The sequence below is a fragment of the Pseudomonas sp. 34 E 7 genome (genome assembly GCF_900005715.1).
In the GTDB taxonomy this organism is placed as follows: domain Bacteria; phylum Pseudomonadota; class Gammaproteobacteria; order Pseudomonadales; family Pseudomonadaceae; genus Aquipseudomonas; species Aquipseudomonas orientalis_A.
Genome location: NZ_CVTX01000150.1, coordinates 1 through 24,831, shown reverse-complemented (window position 1 = coordinate 24,831; position 24,831 = coordinate 1). Strand labels below are relative to the sequence as shown.

Annotated in this window: 17 protein-coding genes and 1 pseudogene; 10 read left to right on the top strand and 8 right to left on the bottom strand. The window is 59.3% G+C overall.

The window, feature by feature from the left end:
• Positions 1–97 precede the first annotated feature (97 nt).
• Positions 98–457 (bottom strand): response regulator, encoded by a 360-nt coding sequence (locus tag BFP96_RS17395; protein ID WP_065936663.1) that lies wholly within the window; start codon positions 455–457, stop codon positions 98–100.
• Between the two features lie 238 nt (positions 458–695).
• Here BFP96_RS17395 and BFP96_RS17390 point away from each other — a divergent pair, with 238 nt between their 5' ends.
• The 5 genes from BFP96_RS17390 (at position 696) to BFP96_RS17370 (ending at position 7,263) form a co-directional block, all read left to right on the top strand.
• A complete protein-coding gene (locus tag BFP96_RS17390) occupies positions 696–4,193 on the top strand; it encodes a response regulator (RefSeq protein WP_065936662.1) in 3,498 nt (1,165 codons plus the stop codon).
• Positions 4,194–5,024, top strand: coding sequence for a CheR family methyltransferase (locus BFP96_RS17385; RefSeq protein WP_170827544.1), 831 nt, complete (start codon positions 4,194–4,196; stop codon positions 5,022–5,024). It abuts the gene before it with no gap.
• Positions 5,021–5,620, top strand: coding sequence for a chemotaxis protein CheB (locus tag BFP96_RS17380; RefSeq protein ID WP_065892764.1), 600 nt, complete (start codon positions 5,021–5,023; stop codon positions 5,618–5,620). The genes BFP96_RS17385 and BFP96_RS17380 overlap by 4 nt, the downstream gene beginning before the upstream one ends.
• Positions 5,614–6,807, top strand: a complete 1,194-nt coding sequence (locus BFP96_RS17375) for a hybrid sensor histidine kinase/response regulator (protein ID WP_065892763.1) — start codon at positions 5,614–5,616, stop codon at positions 6,805–6,807. Before BFP96_RS17380 ends, BFP96_RS17375 begins: the two co-directional genes overlap by 7 nt.
• Before the next feature lie 78 nt (positions 6,808–6,885).
• Positions 6,886–7,263 carry a response regulator gene (locus tag BFP96_RS17370; RefSeq protein WP_017528049.1) on the top strand — a complete coding sequence of 126 codons (378 nt, stop codon included), beginning with the start codon at positions 6,886–6,888 and terminating at the stop codon, positions 7,261–7,263.
• 126 nt (positions 7,264–7,389) lie between these two features.
• Here BFP96_RS17370 and BFP96_RS17365 read toward each other — a convergent pair whose 3' ends face one another.
• From BFP96_RS17365 to BFP96_RS17350, 4 genes are all read right to left on the bottom strand, one after another.
• The gene (locus tag BFP96_RS17365; protein ID WP_065936661.1) at positions 7,390–11,445 is read right to left on the bottom strand and encodes a YopT-type cysteine protease domain-containing protein; all 4,056 of its coding nucleotides are present in this window, start codon (positions 11,443–11,445) and stop codon (positions 7,390–7,392) included.
• A gap of 250 nt (positions 11,446–11,695) precedes the next feature.
• Entirely contained in the window at positions 11,696–13,366 is a 1,671-nt protein-coding gene (locus BFP96_RS17360; protein WP_065936660.1) for an ATP-binding protein, read from the bottom strand.
• On the bottom strand, positions 13,363–14,865 hold the full coding sequence (locus BFP96_RS17355; RefSeq protein ID WP_065892760.1) for an ATPase domain-containing protein: 1,503 nt from the start codon (positions 14,863–14,865) through the stop codon (positions 13,363–13,365). The genes BFP96_RS17360 and BFP96_RS17355 overlap by 4 nt, the downstream gene beginning before the upstream one ends.
• Before the next feature lie 134 nt (positions 14,866–14,999).
• Entirely contained in the window at positions 15,000–16,058 is a 1,059-nt protein-coding gene (locus BFP96_RS17350; protein WP_065936659.1) for a tetratricopeptide repeat protein, read from the bottom strand.
• A gap of 204 nt (positions 16,059–16,262) precedes the next feature.
• Here BFP96_RS17350 and BFP96_RS17345 point away from each other — a divergent pair, with 204 nt between their 5' ends.
• Genes BFP96_RS17345 through BFP96_RS17325 form a run of 5 tightly spaced genes read left to right on the top strand, consistent with a single transcriptional unit; the run spans position 16,263 to position 21,820 of the window.
• Positions 16,263–17,912 (top strand): AMP-binding protein, encoded by a 1,650-nt coding sequence (locus BFP96_RS17345; RefSeq protein ID WP_065936658.1) that lies wholly within the window; start codon positions 16,263–16,265, stop codon positions 17,910–17,912.
• A 21-nt stretch (positions 17,913–17,933) separates the two neighbouring features.
• Positions 17,934–18,701 (top strand): SDR family NAD(P)-dependent oxidoreductase, encoded by a 768-nt coding sequence (locus BFP96_RS17340; RefSeq protein ID WP_065936657.1) that lies wholly within the window; start codon positions 17,934–17,936, stop codon positions 18,699–18,701.
• A gap of 12 nt (positions 18,702–18,713) precedes the next feature.
• On the top strand, positions 18,714–19,898 hold the full coding sequence (locus tag BFP96_RS17335) for an acetyl-CoA C-acyltransferase (protein ID WP_065936656.1): 1,185 nt from the start codon (positions 18,714–18,716) through the stop codon (positions 19,896–19,898).
• A gap of 9 nt (positions 19,899–19,907) precedes the next feature.
• Positions 19,908–21,035 carry an acyl-CoA dehydrogenase gene (locus BFP96_RS17330; protein ID WP_065936655.1) on the top strand — a complete coding sequence of 376 codons (1,128 nt, stop codon included), beginning with the start codon at positions 19,908–19,910 and terminating at the stop codon, positions 21,033–21,035.
• 11 nt (positions 21,036–21,046) lie between these two features.
• Complete coding sequence (locus BFP96_RS17325; RefSeq protein WP_065884299.1) at positions 21,047–21,820, top strand: enoyl-CoA hydratase; 774 nt, start codon at positions 21,047–21,049, stop codon at positions 21,818–21,820.
• A gap of 402 nt (positions 21,821–22,222) precedes the next feature.
• Here the strand turns inward: BFP96_RS17325 and BFP96_RS17320 are convergent, their stop codons facing one another.
• The 3 genes and pseudogenes from BFP96_RS17320 to BFP96_RS17310 all read right to left on the bottom strand — a co-directional run.
• On the bottom strand, positions 22,223–23,374 hold the full coding sequence (locus BFP96_RS17320; RefSeq protein ID WP_065936654.1) for an acyl-CoA dehydrogenase family protein: 1,152 nt from the start codon (positions 23,372–23,374) through the stop codon (positions 22,223–22,225).
• Between the two features lie 3 nt (positions 23,375–23,377).
• Positions 23,378–24,481, bottom strand: a complete 1,104-nt coding sequence (locus BFP96_RS17315; protein ID WP_065936653.1) for an enoyl-CoA hydratase/isomerase family protein — start codon at positions 24,479–24,481, stop codon at positions 23,378–23,380.
• 131 nt (positions 24,482–24,612) lie between these two features.
• A pseudogene (locus BFP96_RS17310) lies at positions 24,613–24,831 on the bottom strand (HPP family protein); the annotation flags it as partial.

Below are 24,831 nucleotides of genomic sequence, written 5' to 3'. Positions count from 1 at the left end.
TCCAGGGTTCTTTTGACTGACGGGGAGATGCAGGCGCTGAGTTTCCTGTTTTCTTTCCCGGACGTCACGTTAAAACCTGCAAAAGGACACTGGATATTCAGGGCAGCATCGATTTGACTTTATCGCGCAACTGGTCGATCGAGAACGGCTTGCCAATCACCTGCATGCCGGCGGGTACATCGATGTTCTCGGCATAGCCGCTGGCGAACAGGATGGGCAGGGTGGGTCGCAGTTCGCGTACCCTGGCCGCCAGTTGCTTGCCGTCCATATCGGGCAGGCCGACGTCGGTCATCATCAGGGAGATCACTTGAGCCGTGTCTTTCACGATCAACAGGGCCGCCTCGGCGTCAGCAGCCTCAAGCACCGTGAACTCCAACTCATCAAGCACATCGACGATCAGCATGCGCACGATAGCGTCGTCTTCGACAACAAGGATGGTGGAGGCATTTGCGGACATAAAAAGGCTTTCCCAAAAAAAGACGAGTGTTTAACGCTGGCCATTCTCACAGGCCTGTACTTGAGTAAGCGCGGGCTATCCACAAGTTCCCAGGGCGTTAAAACAATGCAGTACAAAAGACCAGGCAGAATAGCCTGTTCTGCTGTAGGAATCTGTACAAAAACGTCCCAGAAAAATGGTCTTGATCGTCACTTTGGGGCAAACTCCCGGTTTTTCCGCACTTGGCCAAGGCATGCCCATGACTCCCGCGTCGTCAGTTGATGAAAAGAGCTTCAGTAAACTCCTGAGCCGTAACGTGGCCCTGCCATTGAGTGTGGGCGTGCTCAGCGCGGTGTTTTTCGTGTGCCTGATCACCTATTTACTGTCGGTGATCCAGTGGGTGGAGCACACCGACCGGGTCATCAACAACCTCAATGAGTCGTCCAAACTGACGGTCGACCTGGAAACCGGCATGCGCGGCTTCCTGATTACCGGTGATGAGCATTTCCTCGACCCTTATGAAGTGGCCAAGCCGCGGATCATTGCCGACCTGCGCAATTTGCAGGAGCTGGTGGCCGACAACCCGCAGCAGGTCGACCGCCTCAAGCGCCTGGAAGCCCTGCAGGCCGAATGGAACAACTACGCGCAGTCGATGATTGAACTGCAGCGCAGCAGTGGCGATTTCCGTGGTGCCGTCAAGGCGGGCCGGGGCAAGCGCCTGACCGACGAGATTCGCAAGGAATATGAAGACGCGGTATCGATGGAACAACAGTTCCGCATCTCCCGTAACGAGGAAGTGACCCGCACCACGGTGCTCAGCGTCACGCTGTACCTGGCGTTCGTACTCGGCCTCAGTGGTTTCCTGGCGTACATTGGCAGAAAGAATTTACTAGCGCTTTCAAGTAGCTACAGCGCAAACCTCGCGTCCCAACAGAAGATTGCCAAACGCCTGGAGCAGCAGGCCTGGCTGCGCAATGGCCAAACCGAACTGGCCGAACAGGTGCTCGGCCAACTGACCTTGAACCTGCTGGGCCGCAACATCCTGCAGTTCTTCGCTCAATACATGGGCTCAGCCGTGGGGGCGTTGTATGTGCGCGAAGAGCACGGTGGCCTGCGGCGGGTCGCCACCTACGGCTTCTCTCGCGAACAGGCGCAGCTGGAACAGTCGATCTACAGCGACGAAGGCATCGTAGGGCAGGCCGCCCAGCTCGATCGCCTGATCCGCCTGGACGACGTACCGGTGGACTACTTCAAGGTCAGCTCGGGGCTGGGCGAGGGCACCACCCGCAGCGTACTGGTGGTGCCGACCAGCGACGACGACCGCGTCAACGGCGTGATCGAGCTTGGCTTCCTGCGCCCGTTGGAAGAACGCGACGTCGAGCTGCTGGAGCTGATCGCCGACAATATCGGCACGTCCATCGAAGCCGCGCGTTATCGCCAGCGTTTGCAGGAAGTCCTCGCCGAGACTCAGCAGCTCAACGAAGAGCTGCAAGTGCAGCAGGAAGAACTCAAGACCGCCAACGAAGAGTTGGAGGAACAGTCGCGCATCCTCAAGGAGTCCCAGGCGCACCTGGAAACCCAGCAGGCGGAGCTTGAGCAGACCAACGAGCAACTGGCCGAACAGACCCAGACCCTGGCCGAACAGCGCGACGCCATGGACCGCAAGAACGTCGAACTCAACCGGGTCCAGCTGGAACTGGAAGACCGCGCCGATGAGTTGCAACGTTCCAGCAAGTACAAGTCCGAATTCCTGGCCAACATGTCCCACGAGCTGCGCACGCCGCTGAACAGTTCGCTGATCCTGGCCAAGTTGCTGGCCGAGAACCCGCAGGAAAACCTCAGTGCCGAACAGGTCAAGTTTGCCGAGTCGATCTATTCGGCCGGCAATGACCTGCTCAACCTGATCAACGACATTCTCGACATTTCCAAGGTAGAAGCCGGCAAGTTGGAAGTGCGTCCGGAAAATTCCAGCGTCGAGCGCCTGGTGGACGGCCTGCGCGGCATGTTCGAACCGCTGGCCAGGGATCGCAAGCTGGGCTTCCAGATCGATGTGCAGGCAGGTTCACCGACCCTGCTGTTCACTGACCGCCAGCGTCTGGAGCAGATTCTCAAGAACCTGCTGTCCAACGCTATCAAGTTCACCGAACAGGGCCAGGTCAGCCTGTCGGTATCCCGGGCGCCGGGGGAGGGCATCGCCTTTACCGTGCGTGATTCAGGGATAGGTATCGCCCAGGACCAACAGGAAAGCATCTTCGAAGCCTTCCGCCAGGCCGATGGCACCACCAATCGGCGTTACGGCGGCACCGGCCTGGGCCTGTCCATTTCCCGTGACCTGGCAACCTTGCTGGGTGGCTACATCAGCGTGACCAGCGAACCGGGCAAGGGCAGCATTTTTACCCTGGTATTGCCGGAACAGTACGTCGAACGCGGCGAAGATGCCGCGCCGATCGAAGCCCCGCGCCAAGCCGTGGCGGTACCGGCGCCTGTGCCCGTCAAGGTTGCGTCGCTGCCGACGGCCGATGCCGAACCGATCCCGCGCTTTGCCGATGACCGCGACAAAGCGCCATTCACCACCCGCACCATCCTGGTGGTGGAAGATGAGCCGAATTTCGCGCGCATCCTCTTCGACCTGGCCCACGAGCTGGGCTACAACTGCCTGGTCGCTCACGGTGCCGACGAAGGCTACAGCCTCGCGGAAGAATTCATCCCCGACGCGATCCTGCTGGACATGCGTCTGCCGGATCATTCCGGCTTGACGGTGCTGCAGCGTCTGAAGGAGCACGCCAATACCCGGCACATTCCGGTGCATGTGATCTCCGTGGAAGACCGCGTCGAAGCCGCCATGCACATGGGCGCCATCGGTTACGCGGTCAAACCCACTACCCGGGAAGAGCTCAAGGACGTGTTCGCGCGCCTGGAAGCCAAGCTGACGCAAAAGGTCAAGCGCGTACTGCTGGTGGAGGACGACGACCTGCAACGTGACAGCATCGCCCGCCTGATCGGCGACGATGACATTGAAATCACCGATGTCGGTTACGCCCAGGCGGCGCTGGACCTGCTGCGCACCAACGTCTACGACTGCATGATCATCGACCTCAAGCTGCCGGACATGCTCGGTAACGAGCTGCTCAAGCGCATGGCCACCGAGGATATCTGCTCGTTCCCGCCGGTGATCGTGTATACCGGGCGCAACCTGACACGCGACGAAGAAGCCGAGCTGCGCAAGTATTCGCGCTCGATCATCATCAAGGGTGCGCGGTCCCCGGAGCGCCTGCTCGATGAGGTCACACTCTTTCTGCACAAAGTCGAATCCCAGCTGTCCCATGACCGCCAGAAGATGCTCAAGACCGCGCGCAGCCGTGACAAGGTGTTCGAAGGGCGCAAGATCCTGCTGGTGGACGACGATGTGCGCAATATCTTTGCCCTGACCAGTGCCCTGGAGCATAAAGGCGCCGTGGTGGTGATCGGGCGCAATGGCCGTGAAGCCATCGACAAGCTCAATGAGGTCGATGATATCGACCTGGTGCTGATGGACGTGATGATGCCGGAGATGGATGGCTACGAAGCGACCGCGCTGATCCGTCAGGACCCGCGCTGGAAAAAGCTGCCGATCATTGCCGTCACCGCCAAGGCCATGAAAGATGACCAGGAGCGTTGCCTGGCGGCAGGTTCCAACGATTACCTGGCCAAACCGATTGATCTGGACCGTCTGTTCTCGTTGATTCGCGTGTGGTTACCCAAGATGGAACGCATTTAAGTGGAGCGAAGTTTCTTGGACAAAAGCAGCGACATCGAGCTGCGCCTGTTGATCGAGGCGATTTACCTCAAGTACAGCTACGACTTTCGCGATTACTCCGGCGCGTCGGTCAAGCGGCGGGTGGCCCATGCCTTGCGCCAGTTCGACTGTGCGACCATTTCCGCGCTGCAGGAACGCGTGCTGCACGATCCGGCGGCGTTCATGCAATTGCTGCAGTTCCTGACCATCCCGGTGAGCGAGATGTTTCGCGACCCGTCGCACTTTCTGGCGATTCGCCGGGAAGTCGTGCCGTTGCTCAAGACCTACCCGTCGATCAAGATCTGGATCGCCGGCTGCAGCACCGGCGAGGAGGTGTACTCCATGGCGATCCTGCTGCGCGAAGAAGGCTTGCTCGAACGCACCATCATCTACGCCACCGACATCAACCCGGCCTCGCTGGACAAAGCCAAGCAGGGCATCTTCTCCCTGGAGAACGTGCGCGCCTACACCGCCAACTATCAGCAGGCCGGTGGCCAGCGCTCATTTGCCGACTACTACACCGCAGCTTACGATAATGCGATCTTCGACAAGACCTTGCGCGAGAACGTCACGTTCGCCGACCACAGCCTGGCGACCGACAGTGTATTCTCAGAAACTCAATTAATTTCATGCCGCAACGTACTGATTTATTTCAATAAAAATTTGCAAGACAGGGCGTTTGGGTTGTTTCATGAGTCACTGTGTCATCGCGGCTTTCTGGTGTTGGGCAGCAAGGAAACCCTGGATTTTTCAGCCTACAGCAAGCAATTCGAACCCTTGGTCAAACAGGAACGGATCTACCGCAAATCATGAGCGATGCCGCCAGCCCCCCGATTCACGGGATTGAAGCCATCGTCGTCGGCGCTTCCGCCGGCGGCGTGGAGGCGTTGCTGAGTATTTTTGGCGGGTTGCCGGACACGTTCGGCCTGCCGATCATTGCAGTGCTGCACCTGCCGGATGAACGTCGCAGCCAGTTGGCCGAAGTCTTCGCGCGGCGCTTGCGCATTCCGGTGAAGGAGGCGCGGGACAAGGAGTCGATCGAGGCGGGTACCCTGTATTTCGCCGGTCCCGGCTATCATTTGTCGGTGGAGCAGGACCGCAGTCTGTCGCTGAGCCAGGAGGACCGCGTGCACCATTCCCGGCCGGCCATCGATTTTCTCTTCACCTCGGCCGCCGACGCCTACGCAAAAGGCCTGCTCGCGATCCTGCTGACCGGCGCCAACCAGGACGGCGCGCGCGGGTTGGCTTATGTCAAGCAATCGGGCGGCACGACCGTTGTACAAGACCCCGTCGAGGCCCGGATTGCCGTGATGCCCCTGGCAGCGCTGGCGCTGCACACACCCGACCATATTCTTTCCTTGAGCCGCATTGGCTCACTGCTGGCTTCCCTGGAACCTTCCCCATGTTAAGTACTGTCCAGGCCAAACTGCTGATCGTCGACGATCTGCCGGAAAACCTGCTGGCCCTCGAAGCGCTGATCAAGCGCGAAGACCGCCAGGTATTCAAGGCATTGAGTGCCGACGAAGCATTGTCCCTGTTGCTGGAACATGAATTCGCCATGGCGATCCTCGACGTGCAGATGCCTGGCATGAACGGTTTCGAACTGGCCGAACTGATGCGCGGCACCGAAAAGACCAAGAACATCCCGATTGTGTTTGTCAGTGCCGCCGGCCGCGAACTCAATTACGCCTTCAAGGGTTATGAAAGCGGCGCGGTGGACTTCCTGCACAAGCCGCTGGATATCCACGCGGTGAAAAGCAAGGTTAACGTATTCGTTGACCTGTACCGCCAGAGCAAGGCGATGAAGCTGCAGGTCGAGGCCCTGGAGCGCAGCCGCCGCGAGCAGGAACTGCTGCTCACACGCCTGCAGGCCACCCAGGCCGAGCTGGAGCAGGCGGTGCGCATGCGCGATGACTTCATGTCGATTGTCGCCCACGAAGTGCGTACGCCACTGAACGGGCTGATCCTGGAAACCCAGCTGCGCAAGATGCACCTGGCCCGGGATAACGCGGCGGCTTTTACCCTGGACAAGATGCACGCGATGGTCGACCGCGATGAGCGCCAGATCAAGAGCCTGATCCGCCTGATCGAAGACATGCTCGACGTGTCGCGTATCCGCACCGGAAAGCTGTCGATACGCCCGGCTCGCTTCGACCTGGCGCAACTGGTGCGCAACCTGGTGCATAACTTCGAGCCGCAGGTCGCCGCCGCCGAATCGTCGCTGCAATTGCTGGCTGACGAGCCGGTCGAGGGTAATTGGGATGAGTTTCGCATCGAGCAGGTCGTCACCAACCTGCTGACCAATGCCTTGCGCTACGGCGCCAAGAGCCCGATCGAAGTGCGGGTGTATGCGGAACATGGCGAGGCCTGCGTGGAAGTGCGCGACCATGGCATCGGCATCAGCGAGGAGAACCAGAAGCGCATTTTCCAGCAATTCGAGCGGGTATCCGTCAGCCACGCGGCGGCCGGCCTGGGCCTGGGGCTGTTCATCTCCGAACAGATCGTCGCGGCCCATGGTGGCACCATCGAGGTTGAAAGCCAGATAGGCGAGGGCGCGTTGTTTCGGGTCTGTTTGCCACTGCAGGCAACGGCATGAAATCAATCGTCAGCTCGACGCAACCTCTACGTGACCCCATGGTCGTAACACCAGCTACCGACTGGACGAAGGCTTCCCATGAGTGAAGATGCACAAGATGTCGTACTGATCGTCGAAGACGACGAATCCATTATGTTTGTGCTGGGTGAATACCTGGCCGGCCTGGGTTATCGGGTATTGAAGGCCGTCAATGGCAAAGAAGCCTTTGAAATTCTCGCCACCAAACCGCACCTGGACCTGATGGTCACGGATTACCGCCTGCCCGGTGGCATTTCCGGCGTGCAGATCGCCGAGCCGGCGCTCAAGGTGAGGCCGGAATTGAAAGTGATCTTTATCAGTGGCTACCCGCAGGAAATCCTCGACTGCAACAGCCCGATAACCCGCAATGCGCCGATTCTGGCCAAGCCGTTCGACCTGGATACGTTGCAGGAGCATATCCAGCGGTTATTGGCGTGAAAGATATGGCGCCAAGTTCAGGCACCGCGTATTTCATTCAGTCAAGGACTTCGCAGCGTCTACACACTCCAGCTTTTGGGCGCCATCTTAGCGCCCTAGTAAGGCGCCCAATGTCATTAGACCAGTTCAGGGTCGACTCGACGTTGTGAGCGGTATGTCATATAAGCTTCTAACATCTGCGTCGAAGACACTGTTTTTTTTCATCCACTCGTCATCATGATCAAAGACTTTGAACTCCAGAGTGTTCCTGTCAACCCCGTGGGTTCTGTATTGAACGTTGAGTTTTTTATCATGGAAAAGTCTGTGCAGGCCCCCCTTCATAGCTTCGGCGGACGAAAAGCTTGCCACGCCGAAATTTGGGTCGTAGTACCAAAATATCTTTTCGCCATTCTTTATCTTGACCCCAGCCGCCATCGCGTGGCCCGGCGAGTCAATCATTACCGACTTTTGAATGGGTGAATCGCTCAGTTCTTTTATCATATCTTGATAGGAAAGCTGCCTGAGCGTTTTATCGGCATGGAAAGCGGATCTGGGGCCCACCTGGTTCTGAATCTTGCTCAACTTTTTAGCAAATGCTCGAGAGGCAGGATCTGTGGGAAACGCCGCAGCGGTGTAGAGATTTTTAATGAACTCAGCTTCCTTTCCATTCTCAATTGCCGTTGCCATTACTCGGGACAGCGCGGCGCACTGCCCGTCAGACAGTTGTAATGTCAGAGTCAGGTATACGACTTGTGGCATGGGGGTGACAGTACCGAAGCGAGGTTCTATATTATCGATGAACCTCGCCGCACCCTTACGGCCAAAGGCGTAAGCAATATCATCGTACTTCCTGGCAATAATACCTACCTGCTCGGCCGTGAGTTTGGTATTACCGGCCAACTTCATGATGTCTTCGACTTTGTTGGCTTTGCCTAAGCCAGGCACATTGTCAAACGCGCCGATGTAATAGCCATTGTCGAACTCCGCTGTTCCTCGATGTTGCTTGATACTGGATTCCCATGCATTGACAATCTTATCGCTTATCATTTTTCTGGGATCGGCCGCAGTCGCCCATCGTCCAAACGATTCCACACTTATTCGTGGGGAGGGTAGGAAATCTTTTAAAGGAAGACCGTAGGGTTGCCGGGTAGCTGTGTCAATGGCATACCACTTCCCCTCCTTCTGCACGGCTACCGTTTCAACGATTTCTCCTTGTATCTTCGCTGTTCCTATTGCCCCGGAGTCGTAGCCCTTCAACCCTTTCAGCAAATCATAGGTTTGCGGCGCGGTCCACGTGATGATTTTCCTGGTGGCCAGTTTTGCCACGTTGTTTGCGAAGGTTCCGACACCTCTTACTAGCGTACCAACGCCATCCAGTGGATTAAGTGCGCTCACGGTGCCACGACCAAAAATCTTGGCGCCATACTTGAAGTATTTGAGTGCTGATGACCCAGCTTTAAGGGCCTTGGCACCCTTTGCAGCCACAGCGAAGCTGACGAAAAACCCGAATGCATCCAATGCCAGGTCAACAATGCCTTCGCCGACGTTGCCTTTCGAGAAATTTTTGATGGCTGAGTAAAGTGGAACAAGGTTTAGGAAAAATTCACCTACTCTTTTGTTGGTTGAAACTTCTGTATCGAACGTCGTCAATCCCTTGGCAGCCTTTTTATACGACTGAATATCGACAATTTTTAACTTTACATCGGCGATGTAGCGTGTTCTTTCGCTGGAGTAACTTTTTGGCGTTTTCGAGTCATCAGCCTCATCAAACAACGTGTCCGAATAGCTGCTATCAGGGGCGATGGGTGCAAGGAGATTAAATTTATCTCCCAGCTTCATGCCTTTTGGTATTGGGGACCTGGCTGAGGGCGCGGGTCCAATGTTCAGTTCATTTAAATCATCGCGCATTACAATAGTGTTTTTTTTCCAGTCTATTTCATACGTATGGGTATTCTCATCGAGTTTGCTGCGTATATATATTTTTCCCTCATCCCTTGGGTAGCTCTTCAACTGCCCTGTGGTAGCGGGAAGATGAACCAAAAAATGTTGAGCGACCGTGAGCTGACCGTATTCGATCATTTTTCGATCAGACAGAGGCAGCGATGAAATTAAATATTTGGTTTGCGCAGTAATTGCCGCCTCGTAGCTATCAACGTAAGCGGAAAATTCCTGTTCAAATTCAGTCTTTAGATCCGACATCGAGGACGTCTTAGTACTCAATACCGCGCGAATGGCGGGCAGACTTATTTTGCTGTTACTTGACCGCCATTGCGGATCGCTGGAGCCGAGCTTGTTGGTCAGGTATAAATCCAATACCGAACAAGGGCCGGGAAAGTCATACCGCGCTGTGTCACGGGTAATGCATTTGTCCTTAAGATCATCCAAGGATAAATGCGGCATTAACGACTGCAAGTGTTTCAGCGCCTTCTCATGGAAATCGGGCATCTCCGTTGCGAACGCAATGGACGCTGCGCTCAACTGAGCCACGTGCTCGTTAAATGCACTGCGCACCTCATCCATCCTTGGGTCTGGGTCCACATCCTCGCGGGTCGCGTCCAAGATACCCTGTACGACGCCCCAGATTTTTAGGGCGTCATTTTGCGCGAGTTTTTCAACGAGCTTTTCTTCAGGCGAAAGTGGTAGTTGAGCACTGCGAGTCATCACCTGCGCATACGTCATCGTACAGGTAGAGCCGGGTGCCTGGGCTTCGATGCGCGCCACCCCAGTGCTGAAACTGACCCATGTGTGCGAGCCAAATTTGACTTCCTCAGGTATATCTTTGACAAGAAGCTCCTGCGCTTTGCGAGACAACAGTACAAACTCGGCAAGCGGCGCAGTACGGACCGTGGCTTTTTCCTCGCGGATCAGGTGATCAATCAGGGCGCTTCGTAAAGTGGATGCGCTTTTCCCCCCGAGGTAGGGGTCGGCCAAGTCGAATCCGGCGACTTTGCTTTTCGTCGAGGTTCGCACACTGTCACTGTCCAGCGAGATTTGAAGCGCGGCGAGCATCCAGTCTTCAAGAGAGTTAGGCGAGGCTATTTCGCCAAGATTATATTCGGCTGCGAAACCCATCCATCGTGCTCTAGAGGAATTGAGGATCTCGCTGAGCACTTGACGAGGATTATCATTGAGGGTGCTGGCATCCCAGTGAACGTTACGGGTCCAATGAGCGAGCAAATTGTCGTCTTGCTCATCTTTCAACACATGACGAATGACAGAGTGGAGCTTGCGCTGATCCTCGTTGCTTAGCAGCGTCGGCCAGGAAAGCGCACCACCCAGGTCTCCGAGAGCGGGCTTTACCGGCGGTACACTCATCAATGTTTTGGCCACGACCGAGAGCTGATCATAGGTCGCGGGAATCTCTACACCGTGGTCCACCATAAACGTGTGCAGGGTCACGGTTGCCCCCGGCAGTAGATTGTGTTCTTTAAAATAGGACGAGGAGGGGTCTACAGTGAACACCGTACTTTTCATCGTTTCCTGTTGGGCCGAGCTAAAAGGCTGCGCGCGCTCCTCGGGAGTGCTATAGGGCATTACAGAGTTCGATAGCCTTCCAAGTGTTGCGGCAAGACGGGTGGTTATCTGGCCACTCACGGCCCTACGATTATTCAAATCACCCAGTCGAGTCTGTTGAAGAATCAGATCCTCTTTAAAAGGGTTTTGAGAATATGCTGGTTTGAAAGGTGGTCCCTCCAGCACCTTATCGGCATGCGCTCTGAGAAGTTCTTCCTGAGCGTGCTGGGGGGTTGAGCGATCAATATGAAGATATTCACGGTAAAAAAAACCGATGTCTTGCACCGGTGCGGTATTTTTTTTCCCGACCGTAACAACCCCACCGTCCGGCGTCAGCGCTTTAGCGGCGCTCATAAGTAGAGGCCAGCCAGGAAAGTCATATACGCTGATAGGGTCGACCGCCCGGTTGAGACTGATGATGCCGTTGCGTGCATCAATCTTGAAGGGCAAGGATAGGTCAATGCCCTTATTGCGTGACCAATCGCGCATTGCGGGGCTTTGAATTATATCGTGCAGGTGCGTTCGCCATTGTCCGAAGGACGAGTTCGGCGGAATGTCTTGAACAACGAACCTGTTAAAATCCAGACCATGCGCTTGAATGTCCGGACTTTTCAGCGCATTGGCGTACCTCCTGGCCAAGGCCCTGTCCCCCTCTATCTGAGGAGATTCATCGGTGGCCCCAGTGGCCACGGGAATCTCCGTCACTGGCGAGGCAGAGGAGGGGACAGTTTGTGCGCGATTCTCAGCGAACGGGACTCCATCCGGCGCAGAGAATTGGAGTAAAACAGCAGGAAGCGTAATCACTGACGAAATTCTCTTGATCGATGCTGGCGGAAGTATTTTTCATACGAAGTGCTTACGTTTCGTGGTGAAAAACAGGCATTGATTCCTTCGGGCCAACATGGATCTATGACAACTCGTTTAATAGCGATGTATCTATTTACGCCTGAAGCATCTCCCGCACCTTGGCTGTCAGTAAGTCAAACGTGAATGGCTTGGTGATCAGTTGCATCCCCGATTCCAGGAAACCACCGCGCACCGCCGCATGCTCGGCATAACCTGTAATAAACAACACTTTGAGTTCCGGACGAATCTGCCGGCCTATTTCCGCCAGTTGCCGCCCGTTCATCCCTGGCAGGCCTACATCGCTGATCATCAGGTCAATGCGCTGCTCGGACTCAATGATCGGCAGCGCCGTATCGCCATCACCCGCCACAACAAATCCATAACCGAGCTCTTTGAGTACGGCGCTGACCAGTATCCGCACTGCCGGATCATCCTCGACGATCAATATGGTCTCACCAGTATCGGCAAAGGGTGGCAATGTCGGATTAAGCAGTTCCTGGTGCTGGATCTCGCCAACAAATCGTGGCAGGAACAAACTCACCGTGGTGCCTTTGCCGACTTCGCTGTGAATCGTCACATGGCCATGGGACTGGCGTGCAAAGCCATAGATCATCGACAGCCCGAGGCCGGTGCCCTGGCCGATCGGCTTGGTGGTAAAAAACGGATCAAACACCCGTCCCATCAAATGTTCCGGAATGCCACAGCCGGTATCACTGACGCTCAACTCCACGTAATCGCCAGGGTTCAAGGTGCCATAGGCGGCGGTGAACACGCTGTCGAGGTGGCGGTTGGTGGTTTCCACGGTAAGAATACCGCTGCCGGGCATGGCATCACGTGCATTGATCACCAGGTTGAGCAGGGCGCTTTCCAGTTGATTGGGGTCGGCCTCGGCCGTCCACAGGCTGTCGCTGAGGCGCATTTGCAGGGAGATGCTTTCATTGATGCTGCGTTGCAGCAATTCGCCCATGGAGCTGACCAGTTGATTGATCTCCACGGGTTTGGGGTCCAGCGACTGCCTGCGCGAGAACGCCAGCAGGCGATGGGTGAGGCCGGCGGCACGGTTGGCCGAGGTGACACCCAGGTCGATCAGGCCGTCCAGATCGTCCAGCTTGCCCCGCGCTATACGCCTTCGCAGCAACTCCAGGCTGCCGATGATGCCGGTCAGCATGTTGTTGAAGTCATGGGCGATGCCGCCGGTCAATTGGCCGACGGCCTCCATTTTCTGCGACTGGCGCAAGGCTTCTTCATTGCTGCGCAGTTGCGCGGTACGCTCTTCCACCTGCTGTTCGAGGGACTCCAGGGTGCGTTGCAGGCGCAACTCACTGGCGCTCAGGTCGAGCAGGCGGTCCCGTGCTTCGTATTGCCGCCGCCGCCCGCGCAGGGCGGCGCTGACCAGGCTGATCAGGGTCACGGGATGGAACGGACGCTCAAGGAAGGTGACATTGCCCAGCAACCCACTCAGGTGCGATGAGCCGTTTTGCTCGCTGCCGCCGTGATGGGTCATCAGCACAATGGGCAGGTCAGACCAGGCCGGTTGCTGGTGCAGGTACTCCAGCAGGGGGTCCAGGTCCACGCCACGCAAGGCTTCAGCCGCCACAATGAGCAGGCCGGCACCTTCGTTCAACGCTTCGCACAAATCGATGAGATTGCCGACGACCATACCCTGATAACCGGCTTCGTTGAGCATCATCAGCGCCAACGAGCTGTCGCGGCCCAAAGGCGCGAGGATAATGGCGCGTTCAAACACCGGGGACAGAGACGTCACACTCCCTCTTCCTTGAGCAGAGGCGAGCCGGCGCCCATGTAGATCGGTATGCCGCGCAGCACGCCCTGGAAGTTATCCAGCGGTTCGCCGACCGTCATGCCATTGCTGCTGATGCGGTATTCGCGAATCGTCGATTCGTGGGTACCGGTGCGTTTCTTGATGATGGAAATGGCCCGGCGCACCTTGCCCAGCGCTTCGAAATAACGCAGCAGGATCACGGTATCGGCCAGGTAGGTGATGTCTACCGGGGTCTGCATATCGCCGACCAGGCCATGCTGGGCGACGGTCATGAAGGTCGCAGCGCCACGCCGGTTGAGGTACAGCAGCAGTTCGTGCATATGCAGGATCAGTGCGTTCTCTTCCGGCATGGCCGCCTGGTAGCCGTTGATACTGTCGATCACCACGGTTTTGATGCCGCCTTCGTCTACGCAGCGGCGTACCCGGTGTGAGAATTCACCAGGCGACAGCTCGGCCGCGTCGACTTGTTCGATCAGCAGGTTGCCGGTGGCCTGCAGCGCAGCCAGGTCGATGCCCATGTTCTTCATGCGCTCGAACAGCAGGCCCATCTCTTCGTCAAAGATGAACAGCGCGGCTTTTTCCCCTCGCTCGACCGCCGCGGCGGCGAAGACCATGGAGATCAGAGATTTGCCGGTGCCGGCCGGGCCGAGAATCAGGCTGCTGGAGCCGGTCTCGACGCCGCCGCCCATCAAGGCATCGAGTTCGGCGATACCGCTGCTCATGGTCTGGCGCGTGTAGCCGCCGCGATGCTCGGCCGCCACCAGGCGCGGAAACACATGCACACCGTCACCCATGATCGTGAAGTCGTGAAAGCCGCCACGGTACTTCTGGCCCCGGTACTTCACTACCCGCACACGGCGACGTTCGGCACCGTAGCTGGGCGTCAGTTCTTCCAGGCGAATCACGCCATGGGCCACGCTGTGCACGGTTTTGTCGAGGGATTCGGTGGTCAGGTCGTCGAGCAGCAGCACTGTGGCGTCATAGCGCACAAAGTAATGCTTGATCGCCAGGATCTGCCGGCGATAGCGCAGGGAGCTCTGCGCCAGCAGGCGGATCTCCGACAGGCTGTCGACCACCACGCGGGTGGGCTTGATGCGTTCCACCACTTCGAAAATCTGCCGAGTAGCTTCGCCCAGTTCCAGATCGGAGGAGTACAGCAGGCTCTGCTGATGCTCGGCGTTGAGCAGACTTTCCGGCGGGGTCAACTCGAAGATATGAATGTTGTCGTCCAAGTCCCAGCCATGAGACTTGGCACCTTGGCGCAGCTCACGTTCGGTTTCGGACAAGGTGATATACAGCGACTTTTCACCGTTTTTCGCGCCGGCCTGCAAAAAGTGCAGGGCGACCGTGGTTTTGCCCGTGCCAGGCTCGCCTTCCAGCAAGAACAAATGGCTGCGTGAGAGGCCCCCGGAAAGAATGTCATCAAGACCTTCGATGCCGGTGGCTGCCTTTTCACTTAAGAGCGAAGTTGATGTAGACAAGAAGTGCCCTCAGGTCACGTACGAATTGGGTGCGCGCCGTTGGACGCGTCATATTCACTTGACCCTGGCGGTCTGTAGCGGTTCAACGTTATTTGTGAGCAACCTGCCAATTTTTACAGGTTTTTGCGGGGCCATCACAGACCCTGCTGCAGGGCCGGATCATCCGGATTCTGCTGCTCCAGCTGTGCCAGCAGTACCTGGACGTTCTGCAATTGGCCGCTTTCTTTCCAATAATTGACCAGCAACACACGCGCTTTTCGATTGGCCGGGTGGCGCTGGACGATGTCTTCCAACTGCCGCTGGGCCGCCTCAAGCTCGTCCTGGTCGTGCAACGTGGTGGCCAGGTCGAAGCGGTAATCCTGATTGTCCGGCTCAAGCTCTACCGCCTTGGACAGGCCAAGCAAGGCGTAGGGGCGCTCGCCATGGTGCAGCAGCCACATACCCAGGGCGTGTTGCAGGTAGGCCGACTCCGGGTGCGCCGCCAATTGCTGCGCCAGCAGCTGGCGCGATTCGTCGGTCTTGCCCTGTTTATCCAGCAACTCGATCTGCGCCACCACCGCTTGCAGGTTGTCCGGTTGCAAACGCATGGCCTGCTGCAGCGCATGTTGCGCATCCGCCAGCAGGGCGCTGTGGATATACAGACGCGCCAATTGAATCCAGCCTTCGGCGGTCTCGGGCTGGGCCTTGAGGGTTTTGGCGAATTCGTCGAGCACTTGCTGCAGCGGGCCGAAATACAGGCCCAGGGTATCCGGCGACAGGCCGAGCAGGGCGTTGGCGGCGGCAAAGCGCACGTGCTGTTCGGGGTCCTCCAGCACCGGGCCCAGCAGCAAGGTGCGCTGGCCGGTCGGCACCAGGCCGACAATGCTGTGGATCGCCGCTTCACGCACCACGGGCGAGGCATCAGCCAGGTCTTTATCCGCCAGCTTCAGCGCTTGGGGACTGGGGTAGTTGGGCAGCTCGGCATGCAGCGCGGCGCGCCGCTCGGGTGACAGGTCCGGTCGCCCCAGCTGTTGATACAACACTCGCGCCGCCCCCGGCTCGCCATTGCGCGCCTGCTTCAAGGCCTTGGAATAACCCTGGGCAATCGCCGGGGGCGCGACCACGGGCGTTGTGCGGGAGAAAAACCAGGTGATCAACACAATCGACAACAGGGCGCACAGGCCGATGATGGAGTAACGGCGTGACTTTGACATGCAGGCGTCCGAAGGCAGGGTACGGGTACAAAGTCGCAAGCTTCGGCCAGTGCAGGGCGAGTGTCAAACCGGATTGGCCAAACCAGTCAGCCATGTTGGCGGCTTTGACCATTGCTGGTGGCAGCGCTGTGGAGCGACTATTTGCAGGCGATTGACCTGGTTTGGAAGTGTCCTTAAAACAAAAACACACAAGGAACCGAAGCGATGCGTGATTACCTGGCCGCCACCACCGAATTCGATTACCAGCACACCGTCGACATGACGCTGGCCGGCAACCTGCAGGCCCTCAACGCCTGTGTGGAATGCTGTGACCGTCACGCACTGCCCGGGCGTATTGCGCTGTTCTGGGAGGGCAAGGACGGGCGCAGCGCCACGGTCACCTTTACCGACTTGCAGGACCAGGCCGCACGCTTTGCCAATTTCCTGCTGGGGCAGGGCATCAAGCGCGGTGACAAAGTCGCCGGCTTGTTGCCGCGCACGGCGGAACTGCTGGTGGTGGTCCTGGCCACCTGGCGTATCGGCGCGGTCTATCAACCCTTGTTCACCGCATTCGGGCCCAAGGCCATCGAGCATCGCCTGAACAGTTCCGGCGCCGCCCTGGTGGTCACCGATGCGGTGAATCGGCCCAAGCTCGCGGACGTGGAGGGCTGCCCGACCATCGTGACGGTCACCGGGGCCAAAGGCGAAGGCCTGGTGCGCGGCGATTTCAGCTTCTGGGCCGAACTGCCCCATTATTCCAATACCTGCGAGCCCGTACTGCTGGGGGCGGACGAGCCCTTTTTGCTGATGTTCACCTCGGGCACCACCGGGCCGTCCAAAGCCCTGTCGGTGCCGCTCAAGGCGATTGTCGCATTCCAGGCCTATACCCGCGACGCGGTGGACCTGCGCCCCGAAGACGCATTCTGGAACGTGGCCGATCCGGGCTGGGCCTACGGCATCTATTTTGGTGTGACCGGGCCGCTGTCCATGGGGCATCCGATTACCTTCTACGATGGTCCCTTTACCCTGGAAAGCACCTGCCGCGTCATCAATAAATACGGCATCACCAACCTGACCGGCTCGCCCACCGCGTATCGACTATTGATTGCCGGCGGCGAGCAGTTCGCCCGTTCGATCAAGGGCCGGTTGCGCATCGTCAGCAGCGCCGGCGAGCCCTTGAACCCCGAGGTGATTCGCTGGTTCGCCGACAACCTCGGCGTGACCATTCACGACCACTACGGGCAAACCGAGCTGGGCATGGTGCTGTGCAATCACCACGGCCTGGCGCATCCGGTGCATGTCGGCGCGGCGGGGTTCGCTTCGCCCGGGCATCGCATCGTGGTACTGGATGACAACTACCAGGAATTGCCTGCCGGTCAGCCCGGCATTCTCGCCATCGACCGCGAGCAATCGCCGATGTGCTGGTTCGCAGGCTACGACGGCGTGAAAACCAAAGCCTTTGTCGGCAAGTATTACCTCAGTGGCGATACCGTGGAGCTCAACCCGGACGGCAGTATCAGTTTTGTCGGGCGCAGTGATGACGTGATTACCACCTCCGGCTACCGCGTGGGGCCGTTCGACGTGGAAAGTGCGCTGGTCGAACACCCGGCCGTGATCGAGGCCGCCGTGGTCGGCAAACCTTGCCCGGAGCGCACCGAACTGGTGAAAGCCTTTGTGGTGATCAACGAGCAATACCGCGCCACCCCGGAGCTCGCCGAAGAATTGCGCCTGCACGTGCGTCAACGCCTGGCGGCCCATGCGTATCCGCGGGAAATCGAATTCGTCAGCGACTTGCCCAAGACCCCCAGCGGCAAGCTGCAACGCTTCATCTTGCGTAATCAGGAAATCGCCAAGGCCCAGGCGGCCGTGGCGTGATCTTTTCAAAGGGAAACAGTGATGCACATTGAAAACAAGGTATTCCTGGTCAGCGGCGGCGCTTCCGGTCTCGGCGCGGCCACCGCTGACATGCTGATCGCGGCGGGCGCCAAGGTCATGCTGGTGGACCTCAACGCCGACGCCGTTGCCGCCAAGGCCAGCCAGCTTGGCGACAACGCCCGCAGCGCCGTGGCGGACATCAGTCAGGAAGCGGCGGCCGAAGCCGCCGTCCACGCCACGGTTGCCGCCTTTGGTGGTTTGCACGGGCTGGTCAACTGCGCCGGTGTGGTGCGTGGCGAGAAGATTCTCGGCAAGGACGGCCCGCACGGCCTGGCCAGTTTTACCCAGGTGGTCAACGTCAACCTGATCGGCAGCTTCAACCTGTTGCGCCTGGCCGCTGCGGCCATCGCTGAAACCGATGCGGATGCCGATGGCGAACGCGGTGTCATCATCAATACCGCCTCGGTGGCGGCGTTCGACGGGCAGATCGGCCAGGCCGCGTATGCCGCCTCCAAGGGCGCGATTGCCAGCCTCACCTTGCCGGCCGCGCGCGAACTGGCACGGTTCGGTATCCGCGTGATGACCATCGCCCCCGGCATCTTTGAAACCCCGATGATGGCCGGCATGACCCCGCAGGTACGCGAGGCCCTGGCCGCCGGCGTGCCGTTCCCGCCACGCCTGGGCAAACCCGTCGAATATGCGGCCCTGGTGCGGCATATCATTGAAAACAGCATGCTCAATGGCGAGGTGATCCGTCTCGACGGCGCCTTGCGCATGGCAGCCAGGTAAGGAGGCATCTTCATGAATGACCCTATCGTTATTGTCAGCGCCGTGCGCACGCCCATGGGCGGGTTCCAGGGCGACCTCAAGGGCCTGACTGCACCGCAGCTGGGTGCCGCCGCGATTCGTGCGGCGGTCGAGCGCGCAGGTATCGCCACCGACGCCGTCGACGAAGTACTGTTTGGCTGTGTACTGCCCGCAGGTCTCGGCCAGGCGCCGGCACGCCAGGCAGCGCTGGGCGCCGGGCTGGACAAATCCACCCGTTGCACCACGCTCAACAAGATGTGCGGCTCCGGCATGCAAGCGACGATTATGGCTCACGATGCCTTGCGCGCCGGCAGTATCGACGTGGTGATCGCCGGCGGCATGGAGAGCATGTCCAACGCGCCGTACCTGCTCGACCGCGCCCGCAGCGGCTATCGCATGGGGCACGGCAAGGTCCTCGACCACATGTTCCTCGACGGCCTGGAAGACGCCTACGACAAGGGCCGCCTGATGGGCACCTTTGCCGAAGACTGCGCCGAGCACAACGGGTTTACCCGTCAAGCCCAGGACGCCTTTGCGATTGCCTCCCTGACGCGCGCGCAGGAGGCCATCACCCACGGCAGTTTTGCCGCTGAAATCGTCCCGGTGCAGGTCACTGTCGGCAAAGAGCAGAAAACCATCCTGCATGACGAACAGCCGCCCAAGGCCAGGCTGGACAAGATCGCCAGCCTGAAGCCGGCCTTCCGCGAAGGCGGCACGGTCACCGCAGCCAACTCCAGCTCGATCTCCGATGGCGCGGCGGCGCTGTTGCTGATGCGCGAATCCGAGGCAAGCAAGCGCGGCCTCAAACCCCTGGCGGTGATTCATGGGCATGCGGCGTTTGCCGATGAACCGGGGCTGTTTCCGGTCGCGCCTGTTGGGGCGATCCGTAAGTTGATGGGCAAAACCGGCTGGAGCCTGGAGGATGTCGACCTGTTCGAGATCAACGAAGCGTTCGCGGTGGTCAGCCTGGTCACCATGAGCAAACTGGAAATTCCCCACGACAAGGTCAACGTGCACGGCGGCGCCTGTGCCCTGGGCCATCCGATCGGTGCCTCAGGCGCGCGCATCCTGGTGACGCTGCTCTCGGCCCTGCGCCAGAAAGGCCTCAAGCGCGGCGTTGCGGCAATCTGCATCGGCGGTGGTGAAGCCACGGCCATGGCCGTTGAATGCCTGTATTAAGGACTGACCATGCTGCCTAATGACGAACAACTGCAAATCAGCGACGCGGCCCGGCAATTTGCCCAGGAACGCTTGAAACCGTTCGCCGCCGAATGGGACCGCGACCATCGCTTTCCCCGGGAGGCCATGGGTGAGATGGCCGAACTGGGCTTTTTCGGCATGCTGGTGCCGGAACACTGGGGTGGCTGCGACACCGGTTACCTGGCCTACGCCATGGCCCTGGAAGAAATCGCCGCTGGCGATGGCGCCTGCTCGACCATCATGAGCGTGCACAACTCGGTGGGTTGCGTGCCGATCCTCACGTTCGGCAGTGACCAGCAGAAAGAACAGTTCCTCAAGCCCCTGGCCAGCGGAGCGATGCTCGGCGCCTTTGCGTTGACCGAACCCCAGGCCGGCTCCGACGCCAGCAGCCTTAAAACCCGCGCACGCCTTGAGGGCGACCATTACGTGCTCAACGGCTGCAAACAATTCATCACCTCGGGGCAGAACGCCGGTGTGGTGATTGTGTTTGCGGTCACCGACCCGGCGGCGGGCAAGCGTGGCATCAGTGCGTTTATCGTGCCCACCGATTCGCCGGGCTACAGCGTCGCGCGGGTCGAGGACAAGCTGGGGCAGCACGCCTCGGATACCTGCCAGATCCTGTTTGAAGACCTCAAGGTGCCGCTCGCCAACCGCCTGGGCGAGGAGGGCGAGGGCTACCGGATCGCCCTGGCCAACCTTGAAGGCGGGCGTGTAGGCATTGCCGCGCAATCGGTGGGCATGGCCCGTGCGGCGTTTGAAGCGGCCCGTGATTACGCCCGTGAGCGTGAAAGCTTCGGCAAGGCCCTGATCGACCATCAGGCCGTCGCCTTTCGCCTGGCGGACATGGCCACGCAGATTGCCGTTGCCCGGCAGATGGTGCACTACGCGGCAGCCCTGCGCGACAGCGGCAAGCCGGCGTTGGTCGAGGCGTCCATGGCCAAGCTGTTCGCCTCCGAAATGGCCGAGAAAGTCTGCTCGGCCGCCTTGCAAACCCTGGGCGGTTACGGTTATCTGAGCGACTTCCCCTTGGAGCGGATCTACCGCGATGTGCGGGTCTGCCAGATTTACGAAGGCACCAGCGATATCCAGCGTATGGTCATCTCACGCAATCTTTAAGGAGCCGATACATGAGTTACGAAACCATTTTGCTCGAAGTCCAGGGCCGCGTCGGGCTGATTACCCTCAATCGCCCGCAGGCGCTGAACGCCTTGAACGCCCAACTGGTCAGTGAGTTGAACCAGGCGCTGGATGGCCTGGAAGCCGACCCGCAGATCGGCTGCATCGTGCTGACCGGCTCGAAGAAAGCCTTCGCCGCCGGCGCCGACATCAAGGAAATGGCCGAGCTGACCTACCCGCAGATCTACCTGGACGACCTGTTCAGCGACAGCGACCGCGTGGCCAACCGCCGCAAGCCGATCATTGCCGCCGTGAACGGTTTTGCCCTGGGTGGCGGCTGCGAACTGGCCCTGATGTGCGACTTTATTCTGGCCGGTGACGGCGCCAAATTCGGCCAGCCGGAGATCAACCTTGGCGTACTGCCTGGCATGGGCGGCACTCAGCGTCTTACGCGGGCGGTGGGCAAGGCCAAGGCCATGGAAATGTGCCTGACCGGGCGTTTTATCGACGCGGTGGAAGCAGAACGCTGCGGCATCGTCGCGCGCATCGTGCCCGCCGACGAGCTGCTGGACGAAGCCTTGAAAGTCGCCACCCTGATCGCCGGTAAATCGGTGCCGATCAGCATGATGGTCAAGGAAAGCGTAAACCGCGCATTTGAAGTGAGCCTGTCCGAAGGCGTACGTTTCGAGCGCCGCGTATTCCACGCAGCGTTTGCGACCCAGGACCAGAAAGAAGGGATGGCAGCGTTCGTGGCCAAACGTACGCCCGCGTTCAAGGACAAATAACGAGATTCTCACACTCCATGGAGATCCAAATGCGGGAGGGGGCTTGCTCCCGATAGCGGTGTGACAGTCAACCAACATATTGACTGATCCGCCGCCATCGGGGGCAAGCCCCCTCCCACAGTTTGCCCGCGGTGTGTCAGGCAGAGCGGGTGGTTCTGCATGATCGGCGAGGCGCCGATATTCAATGCAGGTAATCCAGACTTCAACAACACAGCAGATCCAATGTGGGAGGGGCTTGCCCCCTCCCACAGTTTTACCCGCGGTGTGTCAGTCAGAGCGGGTAGCTCTGCATGATCGGACAGGCGCCGATATTCAATGCAGGTAATCCAGACTTCAACAACACAGCAGATCCAATGTGGGAGGGGGCAAGCCCCCTCCCACAGTTTTACCCCTGTGTGTCAGTCAGAGTGGGTAGTGCTTCAGTTCCCTGGCAATGACCATGCGCTGAATCTCGCTGGTGCCTTCGTAAATCTGCGTGATCCGCGCATCCCGGTAGTAGCGTTCCACCGGGTAGTCTTCCAGGTACCCATACCCACCATGAATCTGCATCGCCTTGGAGCAGACCTTTTCGGCCATTTCCGAGGCGAACAGCTTGGCCTGGGATGCTTCGGACAGGCATGGCTTGCCGGCGCTGCGCAGGCGTGCGGCGTGCAGGATCAACAGGCGTGCCGCGCTCAGCTGGGTTTGCATATCGGCCAGCAGGTTGGCCACGCTCTGGTGTTCGATAATCGCTTTGTCGAACTGCACCCTATCCCGGGCATAGGCCAGCGCCGCTTCAAAGGCGGCCCGCGCGATGCCCAGGGCCTGGGCGGCGATGCCGATACGCCCACCCTCCAGGTTGGACAGGGCAATGGCCAGGCCTTTGCCGCGCTCGCCGAGCAGGTTGGCTTCGGGCACCGCGCATTGGTTGAAGGTGACGGCGCAGGTGTCCGACGCCCGAATGCCCATCTTGTGTTCAGTGCGGTCTACCACAAATCCCGGGGTGTCAGTGGGCACCAGGAACGCCGAAATGCCTTTCTTGCCCAGCTCCGGGTCGGTCACGGCAAACACAATGGCCAACTGGGCGCGCTTGCCGTTGCTGACGAACTGCTTGGCACCATTGATCACCCACTGGCCGTCGCGCAGTTCCGCGCGGGTGCGCAGGTTGTGGGCTTCGGAACCGGCCTGGGGCTCGGTCAGGCAGAAACAGCCAATGGCCTGGCCGCTGGCGAGTGCGGCCAGCCAGGTGTGCTTCTGTGCCTCTGTGCCGTAGTTGAGGACCGGGCCGCAACCCACTGAGTTATGGATACTCATCAAGGCGCCAGTAGCACCATCACCCGCAGAGATTTCCTCCACGGCCAGGGCATAGGCGACGTAATCCACGTAGGTGCCGCCCCATTCCTCCGGGACCACCATACCGAGCAGGCCCAACTCGCCCATCTTGGCCACCAGCGCATCGTCGATCCAGCCGGCTTTTTCCCAGGCCTGGGCATGGGGTGCGATTTCACCACGGGCAAAATCACGCGCCATGTCGCGGATCATCACTTGTTCTTCTGTGTATTCAAGATCTTGCATGGCTTATTTCTCAATCTGCGCGAAGTCACGGAAGAAGCTATCGATATGGCTGGCGTCCAGCGCATGCACCGTTGGCGGGTTCCACTGCGGTTTTTTGTCCTTATCGATGATCAGGGCGCGGACCCCTTCGATCAGGTCGCCACGGGCGAACCACTGGCGGTCCAGGTGCAGCTCAAGGGCAAAGCACTGTTCCAGCGGCAGGTGGCGCCCACGGCGCAACATCTGCAGGGTGACAGCCATGGCCAGGGGCGAGCGGGTCTGCATCAGGTCGGCGGTGGCCTGACCCCAGTCGTGGCTATCGGCGACGGTGACCTGCTGAAGTTGCTCGACAATGCTTGGCACGTCCGGCAGGGCGAAGAAATGGTCGATTGCCGGACGCAAGGCCGCCAGCGGCGGATCAGGCAATTGCTGCACGGCCAGTTGGGCGAGCACGCCTTGCAGGTCCTTGAGGGGAGAATCGCGCCATTGCAGGCTATCGAGCCTTTGCGCAAGCTCGGTCAATCGGGCGCTGTCCAGGTACCAATCCGCCAGGCCGCAGTACAAGGCGTCCGCCGCACGGATCTGCACGCCGGTAACGCCCAGGTAGATCCCCAGCTCCCCGGGGATGCGCGGCAGGAAATAGCTGCCACCCACATCCGGGAAATACCCAATGGCCACTTCGGGCATGGCCAGACGACTGCGCTCGGTCACCACGCGCAGGTCGGCGCCTTGCACCAGGCCCATGCCGCCGCCGAGCACGAAGCCGTCCATCAATGCCAGTACGGGTTTGGGGTAGTGGTGGAGGATAAGGTCAAGCGCGTATTCCTCCACGAAGAAGTCTTCATGCAAGGTGTCGCCAGCCTTGAAGCTGTCGTACAGGGAACGGATATCGCCGCCCGCACAGAAGGCCTTGTCGCCGGAGCCGCGCAGCACAACGGCGTAGACCCGCGGGTCATCGGCCCAGGCCTGTAGCCGCGTTGTCATCAGCCGCACCATGTCCAGGGTGATGGCATTCAAACCGGCGGGGCGGTTGAGGGTGAGGTAACCAATATGGTTACGCACCTCACTCAGTATTTCCTGCTGCTGAATATCGGTGTGGCTTGCTTCGGGGGACACCTGAGCAGTCATCACTAACTCCCTGCTTTTATTGTTCTTTATCAAGATGTTCGGGGGCGAACCATCGCCTGATCGTACCAGCGCAAATTTGCCGCGTACAACCCGGAATCATGCAGGTCGTTGTTGCATTTATGCAGAGCGCGTCAAACCACGCGGCCGGCCAGGACCTCGCCGATGCTGCGGCGTCGCGCGTGGCCTTCGGCGGTATGGATCAATTCCTCCAGCGCCGTGGGCTCGACGTCGAAGAACTGCTCCATATCGGCCAGCGCCAGCTTGAGGTCGGCCGCCGTGATGGCCGGGTCGGGTGCGGGCGCACTGCCGATCACCACCGGCAGCGGTGCGGCAGGCGCCTTGGGGTAACG

Excerpts from the sequence above, each read along its gene's own strand:
- BFP96_RS17340 (WP_065936657.1), top strand. The coding sequence starts at position 17,934 with ATGCACATTGAAAACAAGGTATTCCTGGTCAGCGGCGGCGCTTCCGGT.
- BFP96_RS17395 (WP_065936663.1), bottom strand. The coding sequence starts at position 457 with ATGTCCGCAAATGCCTCCACCATCCTTGTTGTCGAAGACGACGCTATC.
- BFP96_RS17345 (WP_065936658.1), top strand. The coding sequence starts at position 16,263 with ATGCGTGATTACCTGGCCGCCACCACCGAATTCGATTACCAGCACACC.
- BFP96_RS17320 (WP_065936654.1), bottom strand. The coding sequence starts at position 23,374 with ATGCAAGATCTTGAATACACAGAAGAACAAGTGATGATCCGCGACATG.
- BFP96_RS17380 (WP_065892764.1), top strand. The coding sequence starts at position 5,021 with ATGAGCGATGCCGCCAGCCCCCCGATTCACGGGATTGAAGCCATCGTC.
- BFP96_RS17325 (WP_065884299.1), top strand. The coding sequence starts at position 21,047 with ATGAGTTACGAAACCATTTTGCTCGAAGTCCAGGGCCGCGTCGGGCTG.
- BFP96_RS17350 (WP_065936659.1), bottom strand. The coding sequence starts at position 16,058 with ATGTCAAAGTCACGCCGTTACTCCATCATCGGCCTGTGCGCCCTGTTG.
- BFP96_RS17375 (WP_065892763.1), top strand. The coding sequence starts at position 5,614 with ATGTTAAGTACTGTCCAGGCCAAACTGCTGATCGTCGACGATCTGCCG.
- BFP96_RS17330 (WP_065936655.1), top strand. The coding sequence starts at position 19,908 with ATGCTGCCTAATGACGAACAACTGCAAATCAGCGACGCGGCCCGGCAA.
- BFP96_RS17370 (WP_017528049.1), top strand. The coding sequence starts at position 6,886 with ATGAGTGAAGATGCACAAGATGTCGTACTGATCGTCGAAGACGACGAA.
- BFP96_RS17315 (WP_065936653.1), bottom strand. The coding sequence starts at position 24,481 with ATGACTGCTCAGGTGTCCCCCGAAGCAAGCCACACCGATATTCAGCAG.
- BFP96_RS17390 (WP_065936662.1), top strand. The coding sequence starts at position 696 with ATGACTCCCGCGTCGTCAGTTGATGAAAAGAGCTTCAGTAAACTCCTG.
- BFP96_RS17335 (WP_065936656.1), top strand. The coding sequence starts at position 18,714 with ATGAATGACCCTATCGTTATTGTCAGCGCCGTGCGCACGCCCATGGGC.